The organism is Pseudomonas sp. SDO55104_S430 (assembly GCF_054070595.1).
Genome location: NZ_JBSVXG010000123.1, coordinates 1 through 17,940 on the forward strand (window position 1 = coordinate 1; position 17,940 = coordinate 17,940).

The 17,940-nt window shown below is 61.1% G+C and carries 14 protein-coding genes and 1 pseudogene; 4 read left to right on the forward strand and 11 right to left on the reverse strand.

What is annotated here, in order from left to right:
• Positions 1–82: 82 nt before the first annotated feature.
• The gene (locus tag ACW9JE_RS19840) at positions 83–868 is read right to left on the reverse strand and encodes an alpha/beta hydrolase (RefSeq protein WP_457433695.1); all 786 of its coding nucleotides are present in this window, start codon (positions 866–868) and stop codon (positions 83–85) included.
• 51 nt (positions 869–919) lie between these two features.
• Between ACW9JE_RS19840 and ACW9JE_RS19845 the strand changes: the two genes are divergently transcribed.
• The 3 genes from ACW9JE_RS19845 (at position 920) to ACW9JE_RS19855 (ending at position 3,902) form a co-directional block, all read left to right on the forward strand.
• A complete protein-coding gene (locus ACW9JE_RS19845; RefSeq protein WP_224542012.1) occupies positions 920–2,197 on the forward strand; it encodes an NTP/NDP exchange transporter in 1,278 nt (425 codons plus the stop codon).
• Positions 2,194–3,138: an aldo/keto reductase gene (locus ACW9JE_RS19850; RefSeq protein WP_457433696.1), complete on the forward strand. Its 945-nt coding sequence runs from the start codon at positions 2,194–2,196 to the stop codon at positions 3,136–3,138. Before ACW9JE_RS19845 ends, ACW9JE_RS19850 begins: the two co-directional genes overlap by 4 nt.
• 110 nt (positions 3,139–3,248) lie before the next feature.
• A complete protein-coding gene (locus tag ACW9JE_RS19855; RefSeq protein WP_224542015.1) occupies positions 3,249–3,902 on the forward strand; it encodes a peroxiredoxin in 654 nt (217 codons plus the stop codon).
• A gap of 133 nt (positions 3,903–4,035) precedes the next feature.
• Here ACW9JE_RS19855 and yghX read toward each other — a convergent pair whose 3' ends face one another.
• From yghX to ACW9JE_RS19885, 6 genes are all read right to left on the reverse strand, one after another.
• On the reverse strand, positions 4,036–4,923 hold the full coding sequence (gene yghX, locus ACW9JE_RS19860) for a YghX family hydrolase (RefSeq protein ID WP_457433697.1): 888 nt from the start codon (positions 4,921–4,923) through the stop codon (positions 4,036–4,038).
• A 146-nt stretch (positions 4,924–5,069) separates the two neighbouring features.
• Complete coding sequence (locus ACW9JE_RS19865; RefSeq protein WP_457433698.1) at positions 5,070–5,471, reverse strand: heme-binding protein; 402 nt, start codon at positions 5,469–5,471, stop codon at positions 5,070–5,072.
• Positions 5,472–5,640: 169 nt separating this feature from the next.
• Positions 5,641–6,858: a glycolate oxidase subunit GlcF gene (glcF, locus tag ACW9JE_RS19870; protein ID WP_224540412.1), complete on the reverse strand. Its 1,218-nt coding sequence runs from the start codon at positions 6,856–6,858 to the stop codon at positions 5,641–5,643.
• A 3-nt stretch (positions 6,859–6,861) separates the two neighbouring features.
• A complete protein-coding gene (gene glcE / locus ACW9JE_RS19875; RefSeq protein ID WP_224540414.1) occupies positions 6,862–7,926 on the reverse strand; it encodes a glycolate oxidase subunit GlcE in 1,065 nt (354 codons plus the stop codon).
• Positions 7,926–9,425, reverse strand: a complete 1,500-nt coding sequence (gene glcD, locus ACW9JE_RS19880; protein ID WP_457433699.1) for a glycolate oxidase subunit GlcD — start codon at positions 9,423–9,425, stop codon at positions 7,926–7,928. The genes glcE and glcD overlap by 1 nt, the downstream gene beginning before the upstream one ends.
• A 79-nt stretch (positions 9,426–9,504) precedes the next feature.
• Positions 9,505–11,268, reverse strand: coding sequence for an L-lactate permease (locus ACW9JE_RS19885; RefSeq protein WP_457433700.1), 1,764 nt, complete (start codon positions 11,266–11,268; stop codon positions 9,505–9,507).
• Positions 11,269–11,437: 169 nt separating this feature from the next.
• On the opposite strand from ACW9JE_RS19885, the gene ACW9JE_RS19890 reads away from it, so the two are divergent.
• Positions 11,438–11,674, forward strand: a complete 237-nt coding sequence (locus tag ACW9JE_RS19890) for a hypothetical protein (RefSeq protein WP_457433701.1) — start codon at positions 11,438–11,440, stop codon at positions 11,672–11,674.
• 726 nt (positions 11,675–12,400) lie between these two features.
• Here ACW9JE_RS19890 and ACW9JE_RS19895 read toward each other — a convergent pair.
• The 4 genes and pseudogenes from ACW9JE_RS19895 to ACW9JE_RS19910 form a co-directional block, all read right to left on the reverse strand.
• On the reverse strand, positions 12,401–12,820 hold the full coding sequence (locus ACW9JE_RS19895; RefSeq protein ID WP_457433702.1) for an organic hydroperoxide resistance protein: 420 nt from the start codon (positions 12,818–12,820) through the stop codon (positions 12,401–12,403).
• A gap of 206 nt (positions 12,821–13,026) precedes the next feature.
• The gene (locus ACW9JE_RS19900) at positions 13,027–15,639 is read right to left on the reverse strand and encodes a bifunctional diguanylate cyclase/phosphodiesterase (RefSeq protein ID WP_224540423.1); all 2,613 of its coding nucleotides are present in this window, start codon (positions 15,637–15,639) and stop codon (positions 13,027–13,029) included.
• A gap of 266 nt (positions 15,640–15,905) precedes the next feature.
• Complete coding sequence (locus ACW9JE_RS19905; protein ID WP_224540425.1) at positions 15,906–16,661, reverse strand: hypothetical protein; 756 nt, start codon at positions 16,659–16,661, stop codon at positions 15,906–15,908.
• 20 nt (positions 16,662–16,681) lie between these two features.
• Positions 16,682–17,940: pseudogene (locus ACW9JE_RS19910) on the reverse strand (T6SS effector BTH_I2691 family protein); the annotation flags it as partial.

Genomic DNA, 17,940 nt, shown 5'->3' on the forward strand with positions numbered 1-17,940 from the left:
CATTTTTTGGGGCCGCTTCGCGACCCAACGGGGGCGAGCCCCCTCGCCACAGGTACGCGTTTTCCCAAAAGGAAATCATCCATCAATCTGGCGCAGCCAAGGCTTTGAGGTACTCCGGACTATCGCTGATGGAGTTGTGCCCGGTCCCCAGTATCACCCGCAGTGTCGCCACGCCTTCGGGGAAGTGGTGGTAGAGCCGCTGGGTGCTGGCGGCCGGTATGACTTCGTCGTTTTCGGCAGCGATGAGCCGGGTTGGCACGCCGATGTGTTCGGCGTAGCGCCAGGATTCGAATTTGTCGGTCAACAACCAGTGCACCGGGAACAGGCGGAATCGCCGGGCCGCCAGTTCCTCGATGCTGTTGTAGGGCGTGACCAGCAGCAACTCCGTCACCGGCCGCACACTGGCCAACCGCACGGCAACGCCGGATCCAAGGCTGCGGCCCACCACAAGAATCTGCGGATGCTCGGCATACACCTTGTCGAACAGGGCCATGGCATCCCGGGCGATGGCTTCTTCGGAGGGCGAGCCGCCGCTGCCGCCATAACCCCGGTAATGTATGAAATACAGCGCATGATCAGGGAAGGCCTTGGCGAACGATGGCAGGCTGCGCGAGACGTCCTCGGCATTGCCGCCAAAATAAATCAGCGCCTTTGGACCGTTGTACGGACGGGTCGACACGTTTACCTGCACGTCATCCACCGCCAGGCTCAGCAACGGCGCCGACGCATCACTTCGCGCCTGCGGGTAATAGATCAGCGCCCGCTGAAACACGAACAGCGCCGCGCAGAGCGCCAGATACAGCGCAACGGGCAGAACGACGAGTAACACCAGGGTTCGGGACATTCGGCTAACGTTAGTGGGCGGCATCGGCGGCTCCGGATGCTGTCAGAGTGTAGTTGGCGGTAAAGGAGGGCACCGATGCCCAACATGCCTCGATGGCTCGACGTACGACCCTCTGAACGTTCGGCCCTGATCCTGGGCTTCGCGTTCCATTTCTGCGTGCTGGCCAGCTATTACCTGGTGCGCCCGCTACGCGATGCTTTGGGCCTGGAAGGCGGCGCCGACAAGTTGCAGTGGCTGTTCACCGCGACCTTCGTGGTCATGCTGTTGATGGTGCCGGTCTTCGGCGCCCTGGCGTCGCGCCTGCCGGCCACGCGCTTCGTGCCGCTGATCTATCGCCTGATCGCGGTGTCGATGCTGGTGTTCGGCCTGCTGATCGCCAACCACATCGCCCCGGTGACGGTCGGGCGGGTGTTTTTCGTCTGGATCAGCATCTACAACCTGTTCATCGTCTCGATTTTCTGGAGCGTGCTGGTCGACCGCTTTTCCAGCGAACAGGGCCGGCGACTGTTCGGCTGCATCGCTGCGGGCGGCACCCTGGGTACGTTCATCGGGCCATTGCTGGCCGCGACCATGGCTACCCGGCTGGGGCCGATGGCCCTGACGCTGGCGGCGGCGCTGTTGCTGGAAGTGGCGGTGCGTTGCTACCGGGGGCTACTGGCGCGCACGCAATCGCAGTCCGGCAGTTCGCTAATCGACGAACGGCGCATGGGTGGCAGCATACTCGCCGGCATCACCCTGATTCTGCGGTCTCCCTACCTGTTGGGACTGGTGCTGTTCATGCTGTTGCACACCAGTGCCGCGACCTTGTTGTACTTCGAGCAGGGACGGATCGTCGCTGGCAGCTACGCTGATACTGGCAGCAGGACGCAATTCTTCGCCGTGGTCGATCTGATCGTCTCGGCGCTGACCCTGACCTTGCAGTTGCTGCTGACCGCGCCGTTGATCCGCCTGGTCGGCATCGGCGGGGCGCTGGTGGCGATGCCCCTGGCGACCATTGTCGCGTTTGCCGCCATGGCGCTGGCGCCGGTGCCGACCACGGTGGCGCTGGCCCAGGGCCTGCGACGGGCGGTGGAGTTCGCCCTCGTGCGGCCGGCCCGCGAGGTGCTGTGGACGGTGGTCAGCCGCGAGGAGAAGTACAAGGCCAAGAACGTGATCGAGACCCTTGTCTATCGCGGCGGCGACGCGGCCAGTGGCTGGTTGTCCGCCGGGCTGACCGCGCTGGGCGCAGGCTTTGGCCTGGTGGCGGTGCTGATCGTGCCATTCGCCGGGGTGTGGGGCTGGACCTGTCTGTGGCTGGCCAGGCAACAGGCCCGACAGGCCGAAGCGCAATCACGGGAGAGGGAGATGTCATGAGCCATGCGGACGGTTTCACCCGCAGGGAAATACTCACGCTGGCTGCCGGTGTTTCGGCGGTCTTCACGTTCGCTCCATCGGTTGCGCAAACCGTGCTGGCGACGGGAACAGGAGGCAAGACCATGCAGACCCGCGCCATTCCTTCGAGCAACGAGCCACTGCCGGTGGTCGGGCTGGGCACCTATCGCGGTTTTGACGTGTCCCCTGAGGACGCGGCCTACAAACCGTTGCCCGGGGTGCTGCGTGCGTTGTTCGAGAAGGGCGGGACCGTGATCGACAGCTCGCCGATGTACGGGCGCGCGGAGGAAAACACCGGCGAGTTGCTGTCGATCCACGAGCCACGCTCGCCGGCTTTCCTGGCGACCAAGGTGTGGACCCGTGGCCGCGAGGAAGGCATCGCGCAGATGGAGCAATCCTTCAAATTGCTGCAGACCGACCGTATCGATCTGATGCAGATCCACAACCTGCTGGATTGGCAGATTCACCTGCCGACCTTGCGCCACATGAAGGAGCAGGGGCGCATTCGCTACATCGGCATCACCCATTACACCTCCTCGGCCTATGAGGAAGTGGAAGCGGTGCTCAAGGCCGAACAGCTGGATTTCCTGCAAATCAACTACGCGCTGGATGATCGCGGCGTCGAGAAGCGCATCCTGCCGCTGTGCAGGGAGCGTGGCGTGGCGGTGATCTGCAACCGGCCGTTCGGTGGTGGCGGGCTGCTCGGCAGGCTCAATGGCAAGCCGCTGCCGGGCTGGGCGGCGCAGGTCGGGGTCAAAACCTGGCCGCAGATGGCGCTCAAGTTCCTTCTGTCGCATACGGCAGTGACCTGCGTGATTCCCGGCACCGGCAACCCGCGCTACATGGCGGAAAACGCCGGGGCGGGCTTTGGTCCGGCGCTGACCGACGCCCAGCGTTATCAGTTGATTGCGCTGGTGGAATAGGCCGTTTTCCCGTAGCTTCGAGCGCTCGTCAGCGTGTCTTGAAAGCTCTTCTATACTGTCCGCGCTGGCTGGCTCAGCATCCCTGTCCACTACTGCAAGGAGATCGAAATATGGCAATTCGTATTGGCGACGAAGCACCGGATTTCACCGCCGACACCACCGAAGGCAAGCTCAATTTCCACGAATGGATCGGTAATGGCTGGGCCATCCTGTTTTCCCATCCCAAGGACTTCACCCCGGTCTGCACCACTGAACTGGGCTATCTGGCCAAGCTGAAACCGGAATTCGACAAGCGCAACACCAAGATCCTGGGTCTGAGCATCGACCCGGTCAGCGATCACGAGAAGTGGGTCGGCGACATCGAGGAAACCCAGGGCAATGCGGTCAACTATCCGCTGATCGGCGACGAAAACCTGGTGGTGGCCAAGCTCTATGACATGATCCACCCCAACGCCAGCGGCGGTTCGCGCACGGCGGTGGACAACGCGACCGTGCGTTCGGTGTTCCTGGTGGGCCCGGACAAGAAGATCAAGGCGATGCTGATCTATCCGATGAGCGCCGGGCGCAATTTCGATGAAGTGCTGCGGTTGCTCGATTCGCTGCAGCTCAATGCCAAGCACACCGTGGCCACACCGGTGAACTGGCGTCCGGGAGAGGATGTGATCATCCCTACGTCGGTGTCGGATGAGGATGCGAAGAAGAAATATCCGGATGGGTTCAAGACTCTGAAGCCTTATTTGCGGACTGTGGCTCAGCCGAAGTAATCATTGGTCCTGATATCGTCATCGCGAGCAGGCTCGCTCCCACAGTAGATCTCCATCGACACGGATTGTGTGTCCAACGAAGATCCTCTGTGGGAGCGAGCCTGCTCGCGATGGGGTCAGTCCTGCCAACCCATCAGACCAGATATTTGCGAAACCACCCCAACGTCCGCTCCCACGCCAGATCGGCCGCCGCCTTGTCATACCTGGGCGTCGAGTCGTTGTGAAACCCGTGATTGGCACCCGGATAGATAAACGCCTCGTACGTCTTGCCATCAGCCTTCAGCGCCTTTTCAAACGCCGGCCAGCCCTCGTTGATCCGCGTATCCAGTTCCCCGTAATGCAGCATCAGCGGCGCCTTGATCCGTGGCACGTCCTTGACATCCGCCTGGCGCCCGTAGAACGACACCGCCGCCCCCAGTTCCGGATAGGCCACAGCCGCCGCGTTGGTCACACCACCGCCATAACAGAAACCGGTGATGCCGACTTTGCCGCTGCCTTCGGGGTGTTTCATCATCCATTCGACGGCGGCGAAGAAGTCGTTCATCAGCTTGGTCGGATCGACCTTTTCCTGAAGCTCGCGGCCCTTTTCGTCGTTGCCTGGATAGCCGCCGACCGACGTCAGGCCGTCCGGGGCCAGGGCGATGAAACCGGCCTTGGCCAGGCGCCGGGCGACGTCTTCTATGTACGGGTTGAGCCCACGGTTTTCATGCACGACCACCACTGACCCCACCTTGCCGGTGGCCTTGGCCGGGCGCACCAGATAGCCGCGCACCTGGCCGTTGCCTTTGGGGGACGGGTAGGTGATGTACTCGGCGAGGATGTCCGGGTCGGTGAATTCGACCTGCTCGGCCAGGGCGTAGTTGGGGCTCAGCGAGGCCAGCAGCGCACTGGCGGTCAAACCGCCGAGGGTGAACAGCGCCGCGCGGTCGAGGAATTCGCGGCGGTTGATCAGGCCGTGGGCGTAGTAGTCGTAGAGCTCCAGCAGTTCGGGGGCGAAGTCTTTGGCGGTGAGACGGGTCATGGGTGGTTCCTCTTCGTCAAATTGATCGCAATTTCTGTAGGAGCGAGCATGCTCGCGATGAACGCAAGGGCACCGCGGGGCATCAGGTTTCCAGCGTTATCGTTGACGACCATCGCGAGCATGCTCGCTCCTACAGGTGAGGGGTGTTAATTCAAAGACTGCACACCGGCTTTTGCCACCTGCGCATCCTGCTCGGCTTTGACCCCGGACACGCCCACGGCGCCGATGACCTGGCCATCGACGATGATCGGCACGCCGCCTTCCAGCGAGGTCAGCAGGGGCGCGGTGACGAATGCGGTGCGCCCGCCGTTGACCATCTCTTCATAGCTCTTCGATTCGCGCCGGCCCAATGCGGCGGTTCGGGCTTTTTCGGTGGCGATGTAGGCGGTGATGGGCGCGGCGCCGTCGAGGCGTTCGAGGGCCAATGGGTGGCCGCCGTCATCGACGATGACGATGGTCACCAGCCACTGGTTGTTCTGCGCCTCGGTGTGCGCGGCGGTGAGGATCTTCATCACTTCGGCCTGGCCGAGCACTGCTTTGCTTTTCATCGAATTCTCCAGCGTTTTTGGCGTAAAAAACGGTCCCTGAGTTCGCATCTGACCCTGTAGGAGCGAGCATGCTCGCGATGGAGGACGGGACAACGCGGGGCATCAGGTTTCCAGCGTTATCGTTGACGACCATCGCGAGCATGCTCGCTCCTACAGGGTTCATCGCAGGTCAGGGCAAAGCCCCTTCGACCACTTCAATCCAATGCTTGACCGGCGTACGCCCTGCACCATCGAGGTGCGACTGGCAGCCGATGTTGGCCGTGACAATCACTTCAGGGTAGCCGCTTTCCAGCGCGTTCATTTTGTTGTCGCGCAGTTGCCGCGAGAGTTCCGGCTGGGTCAGCGAATAGGTGCCCGCCGAGCCGCAGCACAGGTGGCTGTCGGGCACGAAGGTCAGGTTGAAGCCCAGGCGTTCGAGCAGTTTCTCCACGGCGCCGCCGAGTTTCTGCGCGTGTTGCAAGGTGCAGGGGCAATGGAAGGCCAGGCGGTGGGCGTTGTGGATGCCGAGCTTTTCCAGCGGTTCGTCGCGCAATACCTCCACCAGATCCTTGGCCAGTGCGCTGACCCTGCGCGCCTTGTCGGCATAGGCCGGGTCGCTGGCGAGCAGGTGGCCGTAATCCTTGATGAAAGCGCCGCAGCCGCTCGCGGTCTGCACGATGGCTTCAGCGCCATTCTCGATGCTCGGCCACCAGGCATCGATGTTGTGGCGGGCGCGATCCAGACCAGCGGCCTGAGCGTCGAGGTGATAGTCCACGGCGCCGCAGCAGCCAGCCTGGCGACAAGGCGTGACGCTGATCCCCAGTCGATCCAGGACTCTGGCCGCCGCGACGTTGGTATTGGGCGACAGCCCCGGTTGCACGCAGCCCTCGAGCATCAAGACCTGCCGCGCATGGCGGGTGGCCGGGCGCGGTTTGCTCAGCGTGGCACTGCGCGGCAATTTGCTTTGCAGGGCGTCGGGCAGCAGGGCGCGGAACACCTGGCCGCCACTGACCAGCCCCTTGAACAAATCGGGATGTGGTACCAGCGTGCGCAGGCCTTCGCGCAACAGGCGCTGGCCGATGGGGCGCGGGACCGCCGCGTCGACCACCGCGCGGCCGATGTCCAGGAGATTGTGGTAATCGACGCCGGAGGGACAGGTGGTTTCGCAGTTGCGGCACGACAGGCAGCGATCCAGATGCTGCTGGGTTTTCTGCGTGACCTCATTGCCTTCCAGCACCTGCTTGATCAGGTAAATGCGCCCGCGCGGGCCGTCCAGTTCATCACCCAACAGTTGATAGGTGGGGCAGGTGGCGTTACAGAAACCGCAATGCACGCAACTGCGCAGGATGCTGTCGGCTTCTTCGGCACGGGGCAGGCGGCGGGCGTTTTCGCTCAGGGTGGTCTGCATGGTTCAAAGCTCCGCGTACAGGCGACCGGGGTTGAAAATGCCCCGGGGGTCGAGTTGCTGCTTGAGGCTTCGGTGATAGCGCATCAGCGCGGTGGACAAGGGATGGAACGGGTTGTCGGTCAGGCCATGGCTGTAGCAGGTGACGTGGCCGCCGAACTCCTCGACCACGTGGCGGATGAAGGCGGCCTCGGCATCGGACTTGAGCCAGCGCTGGGCGCCACCCCAATCGATCAGTTGCCGGCCGGGCAGGGACAGTTTCGGCGTGTTGTGCGGCAAGGACAGGCGCCAGAGCGGTTGGTCCTCGTCGAAGAACGGCAGGCGATGTTCGTTGAGATCGTCCCAGTAACTGCCGTCCAACAGCTCGCCGCCCAACCGGTCACGGGCTGAAGCCACCGAGCCTTCGCCACCTTCCAGGCGCAGGTACAGGCGTTCGCCGTCATGGCTGGCGGCGCTGATCGGCAGGGGTTGCTGGCCCCATTTCGACAGGTTCTGCAAGGCACGCTCGCTATTCATTTCCAGGCTGATACTCAGGGTTTGCCGGGGTTTGGGCAGGACCTTGAGCGAGACTTCGGTGATTAGGCCCAAGGTGCCGTAACTGCCGGCCATCAGGCGCGAAAGATCGTAGCCGGCGACATTTTTCATTACCTCACCGCCGAAACGCAGATGCTTGCCATGGCCAGTGATGACTCGTGTGCCGAGGACGAAATCGCGTACCGAACCGGACCAAGGGCGCCGAGGCCCGGACAGCCCGCAAGAGATCATGCCGCCGACGGTGGCGCCGTCGCCGAAGGCCGGGGGTTCGCAGGGCAGCATCTGCTGAGCAGCGTCTAGCACCTGCGTCAGTTCGGCCAGCGGCGTGCCGCAGCGCACGGTGATCACAAGTTCTGTGGGGTCGTAGCTGACGATGCCGCGATGGCTGCGGGTGTCGAGGATTTCCCCGGCGACGATGCGCCCCAGAAAGGCCTTGCTGTTGGAGCCTTGAATGCGCAGCGGCGTAGCATTTTCCAGCGCCTGGTTGACCTGTTCGAGCAACGTCTGGCTGTCGTCGATATCGCCTGTGCCGTGCATCAGAATCGCTCCAGGTCAGGGAAGGGCAGTTGCCCGGCATGCACGTGCATGGCGCCGAACTCGGCACAGCGATGCAGGGTCGGGATGTTCTTCCCTGGGTTGAGCAGGCCGCTGGGGTCGAATGCTGCTTTGACGGCGTGGAACAGGGTCAGTTCATCGCTGTTGAACTGGGCGCACATCTGATTGATTTTCTCGCGGCCGACCCCGTGTTCGCCGGTGATGCTGCCGCCGACTTTCACGCACAGTTCGAGGATCTTGCCGCCCAGGGTTTCGGCGCGTTCCAGTTCGCCCGGCTGGTTGGCGTCGAACAGAATCAGCGGGTGCATGTTGCCGTCGCCGGCGTGGAACACGTTGGCCACCCGCAGGTTGTATTCGGCGGACAGCTCGGTGATGGCCTTGAGCACGCCGGGCAACTCGCGCCGGGGGATGGTGCCGTCCATGCAGTAGTAATCCGGCGACAGACGGCCCACCGCCGGGAAGGCGTTCTTGCGCCCGGCCCAGAAGCGCACGCGCTCGGCTTCATCGCGAGCCAGGCGCACTTCGGTGGCGCCGGCCTGTTCCAGCACCTGGCGCACCCGGGTGCAGTCTTCGTGGACGTCGGCTTCGACGCCATCGAGTTCGCACAACAGAATGGCTTCGGCCTCGACCGGGTAGCCGGCGTGGATGAAGTCCTCGGCGGCGCGGATGGCCAGGTTGTCCATCATCTCAAGGCCACCGGGGATGATCCCGGCGGCGATGATGTCGGCCACGGCGCCGCCGGCTTTTTCCACGGAGTCGAAGGCGGCCAGCAGGACCTTGGCCGATTGCGGTTTGGGCAGCAGCTTGACGGTGACTTCGGTGATGACCCCGAGCATGCCTTCAGAGCCGGTGAACAGGGCGAGCAGGTCGAGGCCCGGGGCGTCGAGGGCGTTGGAACCGAGGGTCAGACATTCGCCGTCGACGGTGAGGATGTCGACCTGCAGCACGTTGTGCACGGTCAGGCCGTATTTGAGGCAATGCACGCCGCCGGCGTTTTCGGCGACGTTGCCGCCGATGGAGCAGGCGATCTGCGACGATGGGTCCGGCGCGTAGTAAAGGCCGTATTGCGCAGCGGCCTGGGATATGGCGAGATTGCGCACCCCTGGCTGGACCCGGGCGATGCGGGCTTCGGGGTCGATGTGCAGAATCTGATTGAAGCGTGCCATCACCAGCAGCACGCCTTTTTCCAGGGGCAGGGCGCCGCCGGACAATCCGGTGCCGGCGCCACGGGCGACCACTGGTACGCGGCGTTCATGACACAGACGCAGCACGCCCTGAACCTGAGCGATATCGCGCGGTAGTACCACCAGCATCGGCGTGGTGCGGTAGGCCGACAGCCCGTCGCATTCGTAGGGCTTGAGTTCTTCGGTCTGGTGCAGCACTTCGAGATCCGGCCACTGCGTGCGCAGAGCCTCCAACAATCCGGCCTTGTCCACGTCGGGCAGGGCGCCGTCGACGCGTTCATCGTAGAGAATGTTCATGGTTGCTTAACGATACTCCCTTCATGAAAAGCCCGGGCGATCGCCCGGGCTTTTCAAGGCTGACGACAATCGGTCGGGATCAATGCCCGCCCACCACCATATGACTGAACGGCGCCACATACGCTTGCAACGTCACCAGCCCGCCCACCAGCAGCGCCAGCACGATCGAGTGGAAGAACACGTAGCGCAGAATCTCCCCTTCATGCCCGTACCAGCGGGTCGCGGTGGACGCCACCACGATGGATTGCGCGTCGACCATCTTGCCCATGACCCCGCCGGAGCTGTTGGCGGCGGCCATCAGTACGGGGCTCAAGCCCAGTTGTTCGGCCGTGACCCGTTGCAGACCACCGAACAGCACGTTGGACGCGGTGTCGGAGCCTGTCAGGGCTACGCCGAGCCAGCCGAGCAAGGTGCCGAACATCGGGTAGAAGATCCCCGTCGCGGCGAAGGCCAGGCCCATGGTGGCGTCCAGTCCCGAATAGCGCGTGAGGAAGCCCAGGGCAAGCATCGCGGTGATGGTGATCAGCGAATAGCGCACCACCCAGATCGTGCGCAGGTACTGCTTGATCAGCTGCGGAATCGAATAGCCCATCAGCAGGCCGCCGACGATGGCGGCCAGCAGGATGCCGCTGCCGGTGGCGGTGAACCAGGTGAATTTGTACACCGCTTCCTCGACCTTCGGCGCAGGCACCACCGGCGGCACTTTCTCGATCTGCTGGTGAATGGTGGTGAAGGTCAGTACCGGAGCGAACACCGGATTGGCTTCGCGCAGCGGTTTGCCCTGAGGATCGAGCTTGGCCGCGCTGGTGGCCGGATCGATCGCCGCACGGGTGTCGAAACTGTTCTTGAAGCTCTGGGTACCCCAGGCGAAAACGAAGATGGTCAGGATGATCCACGGCATCCAGGCACGCATCACGGCCTTTTTCGAATCGCCGGCGAAGGCAGCGGTAGGCTCGGTTTTGGAGGCATATTCATCATCGATTTTCGAGTCGTCGACCCGCCCGGTCAGTGCCGCGGAGGTGTGCACGGTGGCGGGTTTCCAGACCTTGAGGAAGCCGGTCAGACAGGCCATGGAAATGAGGGCGGCGATCACGTCCACCAGCATCGGCCCGTGGTAGTTGGAAACGATGAACTGCGGCACCGCGAAGCTGACCCCGGTGACAACGATCGCCGGCCAGATCTCCATCATCTTGCGCCACCCGGCGAATGCCCAGATCAGCCAGAACGGCACGATCACCGAGAAGAACGGCAGCTGCCGGCCGACCATCATCGACAGCTCCATCTCATCCAGCCCTGTGACCTTGGCCAGGGTGATGATCGGCGTGCCCAGGGCGCCGAACGCCACCGGGGCGGTGTTGGCGATCAGCGCCAAGCCCGAGGCGGCCAGGGGCGAAAAGCCCAAACCGATCAGAATCGCCCCGGTCACCGCTACCGGTGTACCGAAACCGGCGGCGCCCTCGAAGAACGCGCCGAAGCAGAAGGCGATCAGCAGCAGTTGCAGTCGGCGGTCGTCGGTGATCCGTGCAAGGGAGTCCTGCAGCACTTTGAACGAGCCGTTTTCAGTGGTCAGCCGGTGCAGAAAGATGATGTTCAGCACGATCCAGCCAATCGGCAGCAGCCCGTTGGCCGCGCCGTACAAGGCAGCGGAACCGGCCATGTCGGCGGGCATGCCGAAGGCGAAGATGGCAATTACAAGTGCTGACACCAACGCCATGATCGCGGCCAGGTGCGCTTTGACATGGAAGAACGCCAGCGCCGCCAGCATTACGACAACCGGCACGGCGGCGAGAAGGGTGGATACCACAGGGTTGTTGAACGGATCGTAGATTTGCTGCCAGACCATGTTCACCTCTGCTTTTTATTGTTGGACGTGCAGACCCCAGGGGGGACGGTGGCTTGTAGTATAGGTGGCATTACGCTGCTGTCAGATTCGGCAGCCAGGCCTGCGAATTCGAGGGTCTGAGCTAGCCTTTGCAGTAAGGTTCGAATCCAGCGTCGGGAGGAAAACAGCAATGACTGAGCGCCATCTGGAACACAAGGAAACGCTGTCCAACGGATGCAGCATCCGGGTCAAGGCCGAGATTCTCAAAGATGGATCGCTTGGCATGTTCATCGGCGTCTACCGCCCGGACGGCTCGGTGATTGACGAAAATCACGATCCCAAGCCGCACATGCTCGATATGGAGGCGGCGATGGATTGGGGCGTGGATATCGCGAAGGGGATTGGGAATAGTCAGCGGACGTTGTAGTGCTTGGCTCAAGATTCAGGTGAGGCCATCGCGAGCAGGCTCGCTCCCACAGGGGGATCTGGTGGATGCAGAATTTGTCTGTAGCTCGGTCCCTTGTGGGAGCGAGCCTGCTCGCGATGCTTTGTCAGACGATGCAATTCGAAGTCATAGCATGTTTGGATTTTTCGGCGCCGGCCGAAGGGCGAAAACGGTCTAATAACCCGGTTCCCTTTTTTCGATGCTTTGCTAATCTGAACCCTGTAGGTGAGAACGCAGACTGATGCGCAAGCGGATAGCGAGGACGCGTGGGGCGCGCTCCGAAGGGTACACGGTTAGAAAGATCTCCGCGCTGAGATCCAGCCCTTATGCCGTGTGAAGCAGGACAGCGCATTGCTGTACCTGTGAGACTCCTGAGAAACCTCGTAAGCCAGAGACCAGCACTGGCCACCTACTAAACCCACTATAGAGCCCGCCTTGTGCGGGCTTTCTAATTTCCGGCATCCAAAAAATCCACCGCTCTCCTGTAGGAGCCGAGCTTGCTCGCGATGCACCTGAGATCGCCGCAGGGTGTCAGGTGACCAGCGTCATCGTTGACCACCATCGCGAGCAAGCTCGGCTCCTGCAAAGGTCTGGCGATGTCCGCCGGCCTTTTGTGGGAGCGAGCCTGCTCGCGATGCACTCGAGAACGCCGCGGGGCGTCAGATGCCCAGCGTCATCGTTGACCACCATCGCGAGCCTGCTCGCGTGTCAGACGAGGTTGATGGTGACGTCGATGTTGCCCCGGGTGGCCTTGGAGTACGGGCAGGTCTGGTGGGCGGCATCTACCAGGGTGCGGGCCAGGGCGGGGTCAATGCCTGGCAAGCTGACGTTGAGGCGCGCCTGGAGGAAGAAGGCGTTGTCGGTCTTGCCCAGGTCGATTTCTGTGGCGACGCTGACGTCCGTCGGCAATGCCACTTTCAATGCCGCCGCAGCCTTGCCCATGGCGCCAATGAAGCAGGCGGACCAACCGGCGCCCAACAGTTGCTCGGGGTTGGTACCACTGCCCGAAGAACCCGGTGGCGACAGCTTGACCTCCAAGCGACCATCGTCGCTGCGGGACTCGCCCTGACGGCCGCCGGTGGTGACGGTCTTGCCGGTGTACAGCACGGTTTCGATGTTGTTGATCATGGGGGCTCCTGTAGTTTTTGGCATTTGGGCCCGGGTGTCGCTCGAAGGAGCGAAGAACACCGCAAGGGCGACAGGCGCACTTTTTCATCCCCATGTAGGCCGCGTGTGTCGTGAACCGACGGTTGTGTATCGTCGTGTAGATTCGCAGGCAAAACCTACACGGCGATACAAACCCGTTTGCCCCAATGCATCACGTATCTGGTGAATTACTGGCGAACGCCCGAACGTGCCGCAAGCCGGGGCTTGCGGGATGCATTCAACAGTTTTGCAAAAGCCTGCTTGTCCACCGGCCGGCTCATGAAGTAACCCTGCACTTCATGGCATTGATCGGAATCCAGAATCCCCAGCTGCTCCTCGGTTTCCACCCCTTCGGCGGTCACCGTCAGGCCCATGGCCTTGCCCAGCCCGATGATCGCCTGCACCACCGCGCGGTCGTTGCCGCCGCTGGCGATGGAGGCGATGAAGCGCTTGTCGATCTTCAGCCCGTCGAACGGATAGGCGCGCAAGTAGCCGAGGGACGAATAGCCGGTACCGAAATCGTCCATGTTCAGACGAACCCCGAGTTCCTTCAGGGCAATCATGGTGGTGAGGGCGCCGTCGGTGTCGTTGAGCATCACGTTTTCGGTGATTTCCAGCTCCAGGCGACTGGCGGGAAAACGCGTCTCGACCAGCACTTGGCGCACATCCTCGACCACGTCACTGAGGGCAAACTGCGCTGGCGATAGATTGACCGACAGCAGGATGTCGGCTGGCCAGGTCAACGCCGTTTCACAGGCCTCGCGCAACACCCAGCGGCCCAGCGGCACGATCAGGTCGGTCTGCTCTGCCAATGGAATGAAACGGTCCGGCCCCAGCAGGCCTTGGGTCGGATGCTGCCAGCGCACCAGGGCTTCCACCGAGACGATTTTCTTGCCATCGACCTTGTAGCGCGGCTGGAAATGCAGGACGAATTCGTCGTTTTTTACCGCCCGGCGCAAGTCATCTTCCAGTTGCAGGCGGGTCTGAATCTGCTCGCTCATGTGCGATTCGAAATAGCACCAGGTGTTCTTGCCCTCGGATTTGGCCTGGTACAGCGCGATATCCGCATACCGGATCAAGTCGCTTGGGACATGGCTGTGACGGCGGCTCAGGGCGATGCCGATGCTCGCGCCGATCTGCAGGTTGTGACCTTCGAACAGGATCGGCTGATGCAGGCTGCCGATCAGGCGGGTGCAGAATTTGTCGATCTCATGATGGCTGTCCATGCCGTGCAGCACCACCACGAATTCATCGCCGCCCAGCCGCGCGACGATGTCGTGGTCGCGGGTGCATTCGCGCATGCGTGCGGCGACCTGCTGCAGCACCGCGTCGCCTGCGGGATGACCGAGGGAGTCGTTGATCGGCTTGAAGTTGTCCAGGTCGATCACCAGCAACGAAAGCGGCACGGACTGCTCTTTCAGTGACAGGGCTTCATCGAGAAAGCGCGAGAGCTTGTTGCGGTTCGGCAGGCCCGTCAGCGCGTCGTGCATCGATAGGTGCTGGATCTGCGCGTGGGCGGCGACTTCGTCGGTGATGTCGCTGGCGGTACCGCGAAAGCCGACCAGCACGCCTTTGTGGCGGATGGGTCGCGCCGACAATCGGCAGTAACGCTGCTGGCCCGACTGATCGCGGTAGGTGCAACGCAGGTCGCTGGCGTGGCTGCCATCGGCGATCTTATGCAGCCACAGATGCAGTGGCATGGTGTCGCAATACAGCACCTGTTCGATGTTTTTTCCCAGACATTGCTCGACCGAGAACCCGGTGACTTCGCTGAAGCGCCCGGATACGTAAGTGATTGTCTGCTGGTTGTCGATTTCCCAGATCCAGTCGGAAGCGGCTTCGGCTACCGCGCGAAATCGCTCCTCGCTGGACTCCAGAGCATGGTTGGCAGCTTCCAGCGCCTGGTTCGAGGCTTGCAGTTGCGCGTAGCTCTTATCGACGTAGTCCGATGAGCGCAGCGCGTGGCGGAAGAAATAGAAGGTCAAAAACAACATCAGCGTCAGTGATCCGCCAAGCGCAGGAAGCAGTGACCACAACAGGTGCTCTCCAGGGCGCTGCATTTGCGCGACCAGGCTGAAGCCGGTGCTGTCGAGCGGCACTCGCGGCCGGTCTGCACTGATCTGGTCATCGGCGGCGAGATTGAGGTCGATCAATCCGTAGCTGTTGCCCAGTTTCTCCAGTTTAGCCGGGGTCAACTTGTCGACGAACAGCAGCACCGACGTGGACTTCGGGTCCTTGATCTGGTGTTCGTCATTGGGGATCACGGCAGCGGCGGTGACCAGTGCAGGCTGGCCCTCGAACAATGCATAGGTGCTGACCGGTTTGGTCAGATCCGCTGAGCTCTGGACCTGTTCAATCAGCGGTGGAACGGAGGCTTTCAGGTAGTCGGAAATATCGCCCTGGACCAGCTCACCGCGAATCATCGCGTACTTGGTTCGCGCCCGATCGATGAGAAACACGCCTTCGTAGCCGTCGCTGGTGAACATGGTTTTGCCGACGTTCTGTTCGTTGTAGGCCCAATTCACATCGACTTCGCCATTGAAATGCTCATAGGCCGGCGTCCAGTAGGAGTAGCTGGTCATGTAGTTCTGCGAATTGGCGATGCGGTTTTCCAGGGCTCGGGCGGAGTAGAAGCGGATATCGGCCGCGTCCTCTTCGTCCAGATGACTGGCGATGCTCAACAACACGGCACCGACGGCAAACACACCCGCGATGAACAGCGCACCGATGGCATACGCCAAACGCCGGGTGACCGGGCTTTGCCGCGTGGGGAGGGGGGATGCAGCGGAAGAAACGTCCATTTACGCGTCCTTGGATCCAGTGGCACTGCATCTAGAGGGGCGTTTTAACCGGATCGTTCAGACTTTCAGATGGATACGCCGTACGTCTCTTTGTGGGAGCGAGCCTGCTCGCGATGGTCGCCAACGATAACGCTGGACGCCTGATGCCCCGCGGTGCCCGGGCCTCCATCGCGAGCAAGCTCGCTCCTACAGCCGGGTAAAAAAGGGGGCGGCTCTATTTTCGGTGCAGGTGAGTCACGTGAAAATTAAGCCTCCCCCCGCATTTCTCATTCCGTACTGAGGGGGACGTTAACGTTGGCTTTGATGACCGGCACGCCCGAAGTCAAATACGGCTTAATTAATTCTGCTACGTGCTCTTTTTGCTTACGCTTGCAAAAAACATTGAGGCTCCAGTTGGTTTTAAAATCATCACCTTCCTGAGTGACGCTGTATTTCAGGTCGACTACTTCTCTATTGGTTGCGATGGCGAGCTGCGTGATTTCTTCCCATTTATATGCGTAGTGATGGTATTGAGTATGCATCTCCTGATAGCTCTTTGAGTGGACCATAGACAGGTACATCAGTCCCATGCCGCCAGGGCCTACCAGTGCGCCGATCAGGAATGCCGGGTCGATGCTTGCCATGCAGATGAAAATAATTGCCGTTATGCCGGTAAGCCATTTCAAAAATGGCAATACCCACTTGGGAAAGTCTTTCCACTCGCAATGTTCTACTCCTGATCGCGTGAGGCGGTAGGCGAAGTTCATTCGCTGATGAGTCATGCTTGAAATGACGGACATTATGAAAATATAGAATCCCAAGCTCACTGATATTCTATTTAGGTAACTTTCGTTAATGCCAGTAACTCGGTCTGCGGCATATGTAACTAATGCCGTTAGCAGCGCCATAAAGATAAACATGCAATTGGCCACAAATGTATTGTAATTGCGCGCTCGGATAGTCCATCCCAACAACTCCGGCTCATCAGAGAATTTCCAGTGGAGTTGCGGAGGTAAATCAAGTGCTTTGTTGAATTTAAACATGTCAGGGCTCGTCCATTAGCTCAGTTAGGGATGGTCAGTTTCAGAAGCTGGGTTTTCTGTTCTTTCAGCACGATGTCTTTTTCCTTTAGTTCGCCGCTGAAAGCATCGTTGACCCGATCCGCTTCGCTCGTGCTCAGTTCAAGTGCCATTCGAAATATGTATCCACGACCATCAGCACGCTGAAGCACACCGGGCGGGTACTTGATCTCCAATTCAAGGACCGGGCTGGCTTTGGAAAACTCGATCCATACTTGCCAAAGACGATGCTGTTGTGCGCCGGTGTAGATGAAGTCAGCCGGGTTGTCTTTGGTACCGGGACCGTCTGGTAACTGGCCGAGCAGATTCGGATCTATCCAGTAACCATTGAGGAACCTGTCGTAGAACTTGTCCTTGGTGCTTTGCAGTTCGTCGGCATAAAACAGATACGTCTGAATCATCGCCGGTTGCAAGGTCACATCCTTGCCTGCCAGTGTGTTCGGCACCTGGATTTGCAGCCAGAAACCCAGATTCTTTCTCGGCGTGCTGCCCCCGCCTGAGGACAGGGCACGGCCGCCGACGCTGGGGCGTTGCAGGGTTTCCAGCAGCGCTTGCATTTGCTTGAAATGGCCTTCATCACCCTGCCATTCAGGAATTGATCCGCGCCCCCAATTGCAACGGTACAGCCACAGGCGCAGTCCCTCGCGTTTGTAGCGGTTGGCGGCCATGCTGATCATCAAATAGGCGATGCCCAAGATAGCCAGTGTGATGATCACCGGGTTGGACATCACCCAGGCAAAACCAAACCAATAGCCAAGGCCCGTGCCGATCATCTGCGCAGTAGCGACAAGTGACATTCCAATCGCGATATACATCTTCCCGCTGATCAAACCTCTCTCTATCTTACTGGTCGCGCCATCAGCCTCTTGGGACAACTGCCAAGCTTCAAGCCCGCTCGCAACAGCCCCCAATGTCGCCCAAGTCACCGTGCGCCAGATCAGGCCTTTCGAGAAGGCCGCCATCTCGCTGGCCACCGCTGCTTTGGCACTCCCTGCGGAAGCGGCTTTGGCCTCGTTTATCCAAGCGGAGTATCCCGCCTGCGCAACCTTCGATGATTTAGTACCGAGTGATGCAGACATTCCCCCCGCACGATTCCAAGCCGGCCCCACCCACAACGCCGCGATCGCATTCCCCGCATAGGCCGCACTCGCACTCACATTGCGCCATTCATCCGCCGAGAACTTTCCATCGTTCTTCGCCTGTTTCGCCGTGTGATGCAGGTTCCATGCGTTCAGGCCCACCA

What these genes read in the sequence shown, in the direction of transcription:
- ACW9JE_RS19840 (WP_457433695.1), bottom strand. Translation starts at nt 868, where the DNA reads ATGCCGCCCACTAACGTTAGCCGAATGTCCCGAACCCTGGTGTTACTC.
- ACW9JE_RS19845 (WP_224542012.1), top strand. Translation starts at nt 920, where the DNA reads ATGCCCAACATGCCTCGATGGCTCGACGTACGACCCTCTGAACGTTCG.
- ACW9JE_RS19850 (WP_457433696.1), top strand. Translation starts at nt 2,194, where the DNA reads ATGAGCCATGCGGACGGTTTCACCCGCAGGGAAATACTCACGCTGGCT.
- ACW9JE_RS19855 (WP_224542015.1), top strand. Translation starts at nt 3,249, where the DNA reads ATGGCAATTCGTATTGGCGACGAAGCACCGGATTTCACCGCCGACACC.
- yghX (WP_457433697.1), bottom strand. Translation starts at nt 4,923, where the DNA reads ATGACCCGTCTCACCGCCAAAGACTTCGCCCCCGAACTGCTGGAGCTC.
- ACW9JE_RS19865 (WP_457433698.1), bottom strand. Translation starts at nt 5,471, where the DNA reads ATGAAAAGCAAAGCAGTGCTCGGCCAGGCCGAAGTGATGAAGATCCTC.
- glcF (WP_224540412.1), bottom strand. Translation starts at nt 6,858, where the DNA reads ATGCAGACCACCCTGAGCGAAAACGCCCGCCGCCTGCCCCGTGCCGAA.
- glcE (WP_224540414.1), bottom strand. Translation starts at nt 7,926, where the DNA reads ATGCACGGCACAGGCGATATCGACGACAGCCAGACGTTGCTCGAACAG.
- glcD (WP_457433699.1), bottom strand. Translation starts at nt 9,425, where the DNA reads ATGAACATTCTCTACGATGAACGCGTCGACGGCGCCCTGCCCGACGTG.
- ACW9JE_RS19885 (WP_457433700.1), bottom strand. Translation starts at nt 11,268, where the DNA reads ATGGTCTGGCAGCAAATCTACGATCCGTTCAACAACCCTGTGGTATCC.
- ACW9JE_RS19890 (WP_457433701.1), top strand. Translation starts at nt 11,438, where the DNA reads ATGACTGAGCGCCATCTGGAACACAAGGAAACGCTGTCCAACGGATGC.
- ACW9JE_RS19895 (WP_457433702.1), bottom strand. Translation starts at nt 12,820, where the DNA reads ATGATCAACAACATCGAAACCGTGCTGTACACCGGCAAGACCGTCACC.
- ACW9JE_RS19900 (WP_224540423.1), bottom strand. Translation starts at nt 15,639, where the DNA reads ATGGACGTTTCTTCCGCTGCATCCCCCCTCCCCACGCGGCAAAGCCCG.
- ACW9JE_RS19905 (WP_224540425.1), bottom strand. Translation starts at nt 16,661, where the DNA reads ATGTTTAAATTCAACAAAGCACTTGATTTACCTCCGCAACTCCACTGG.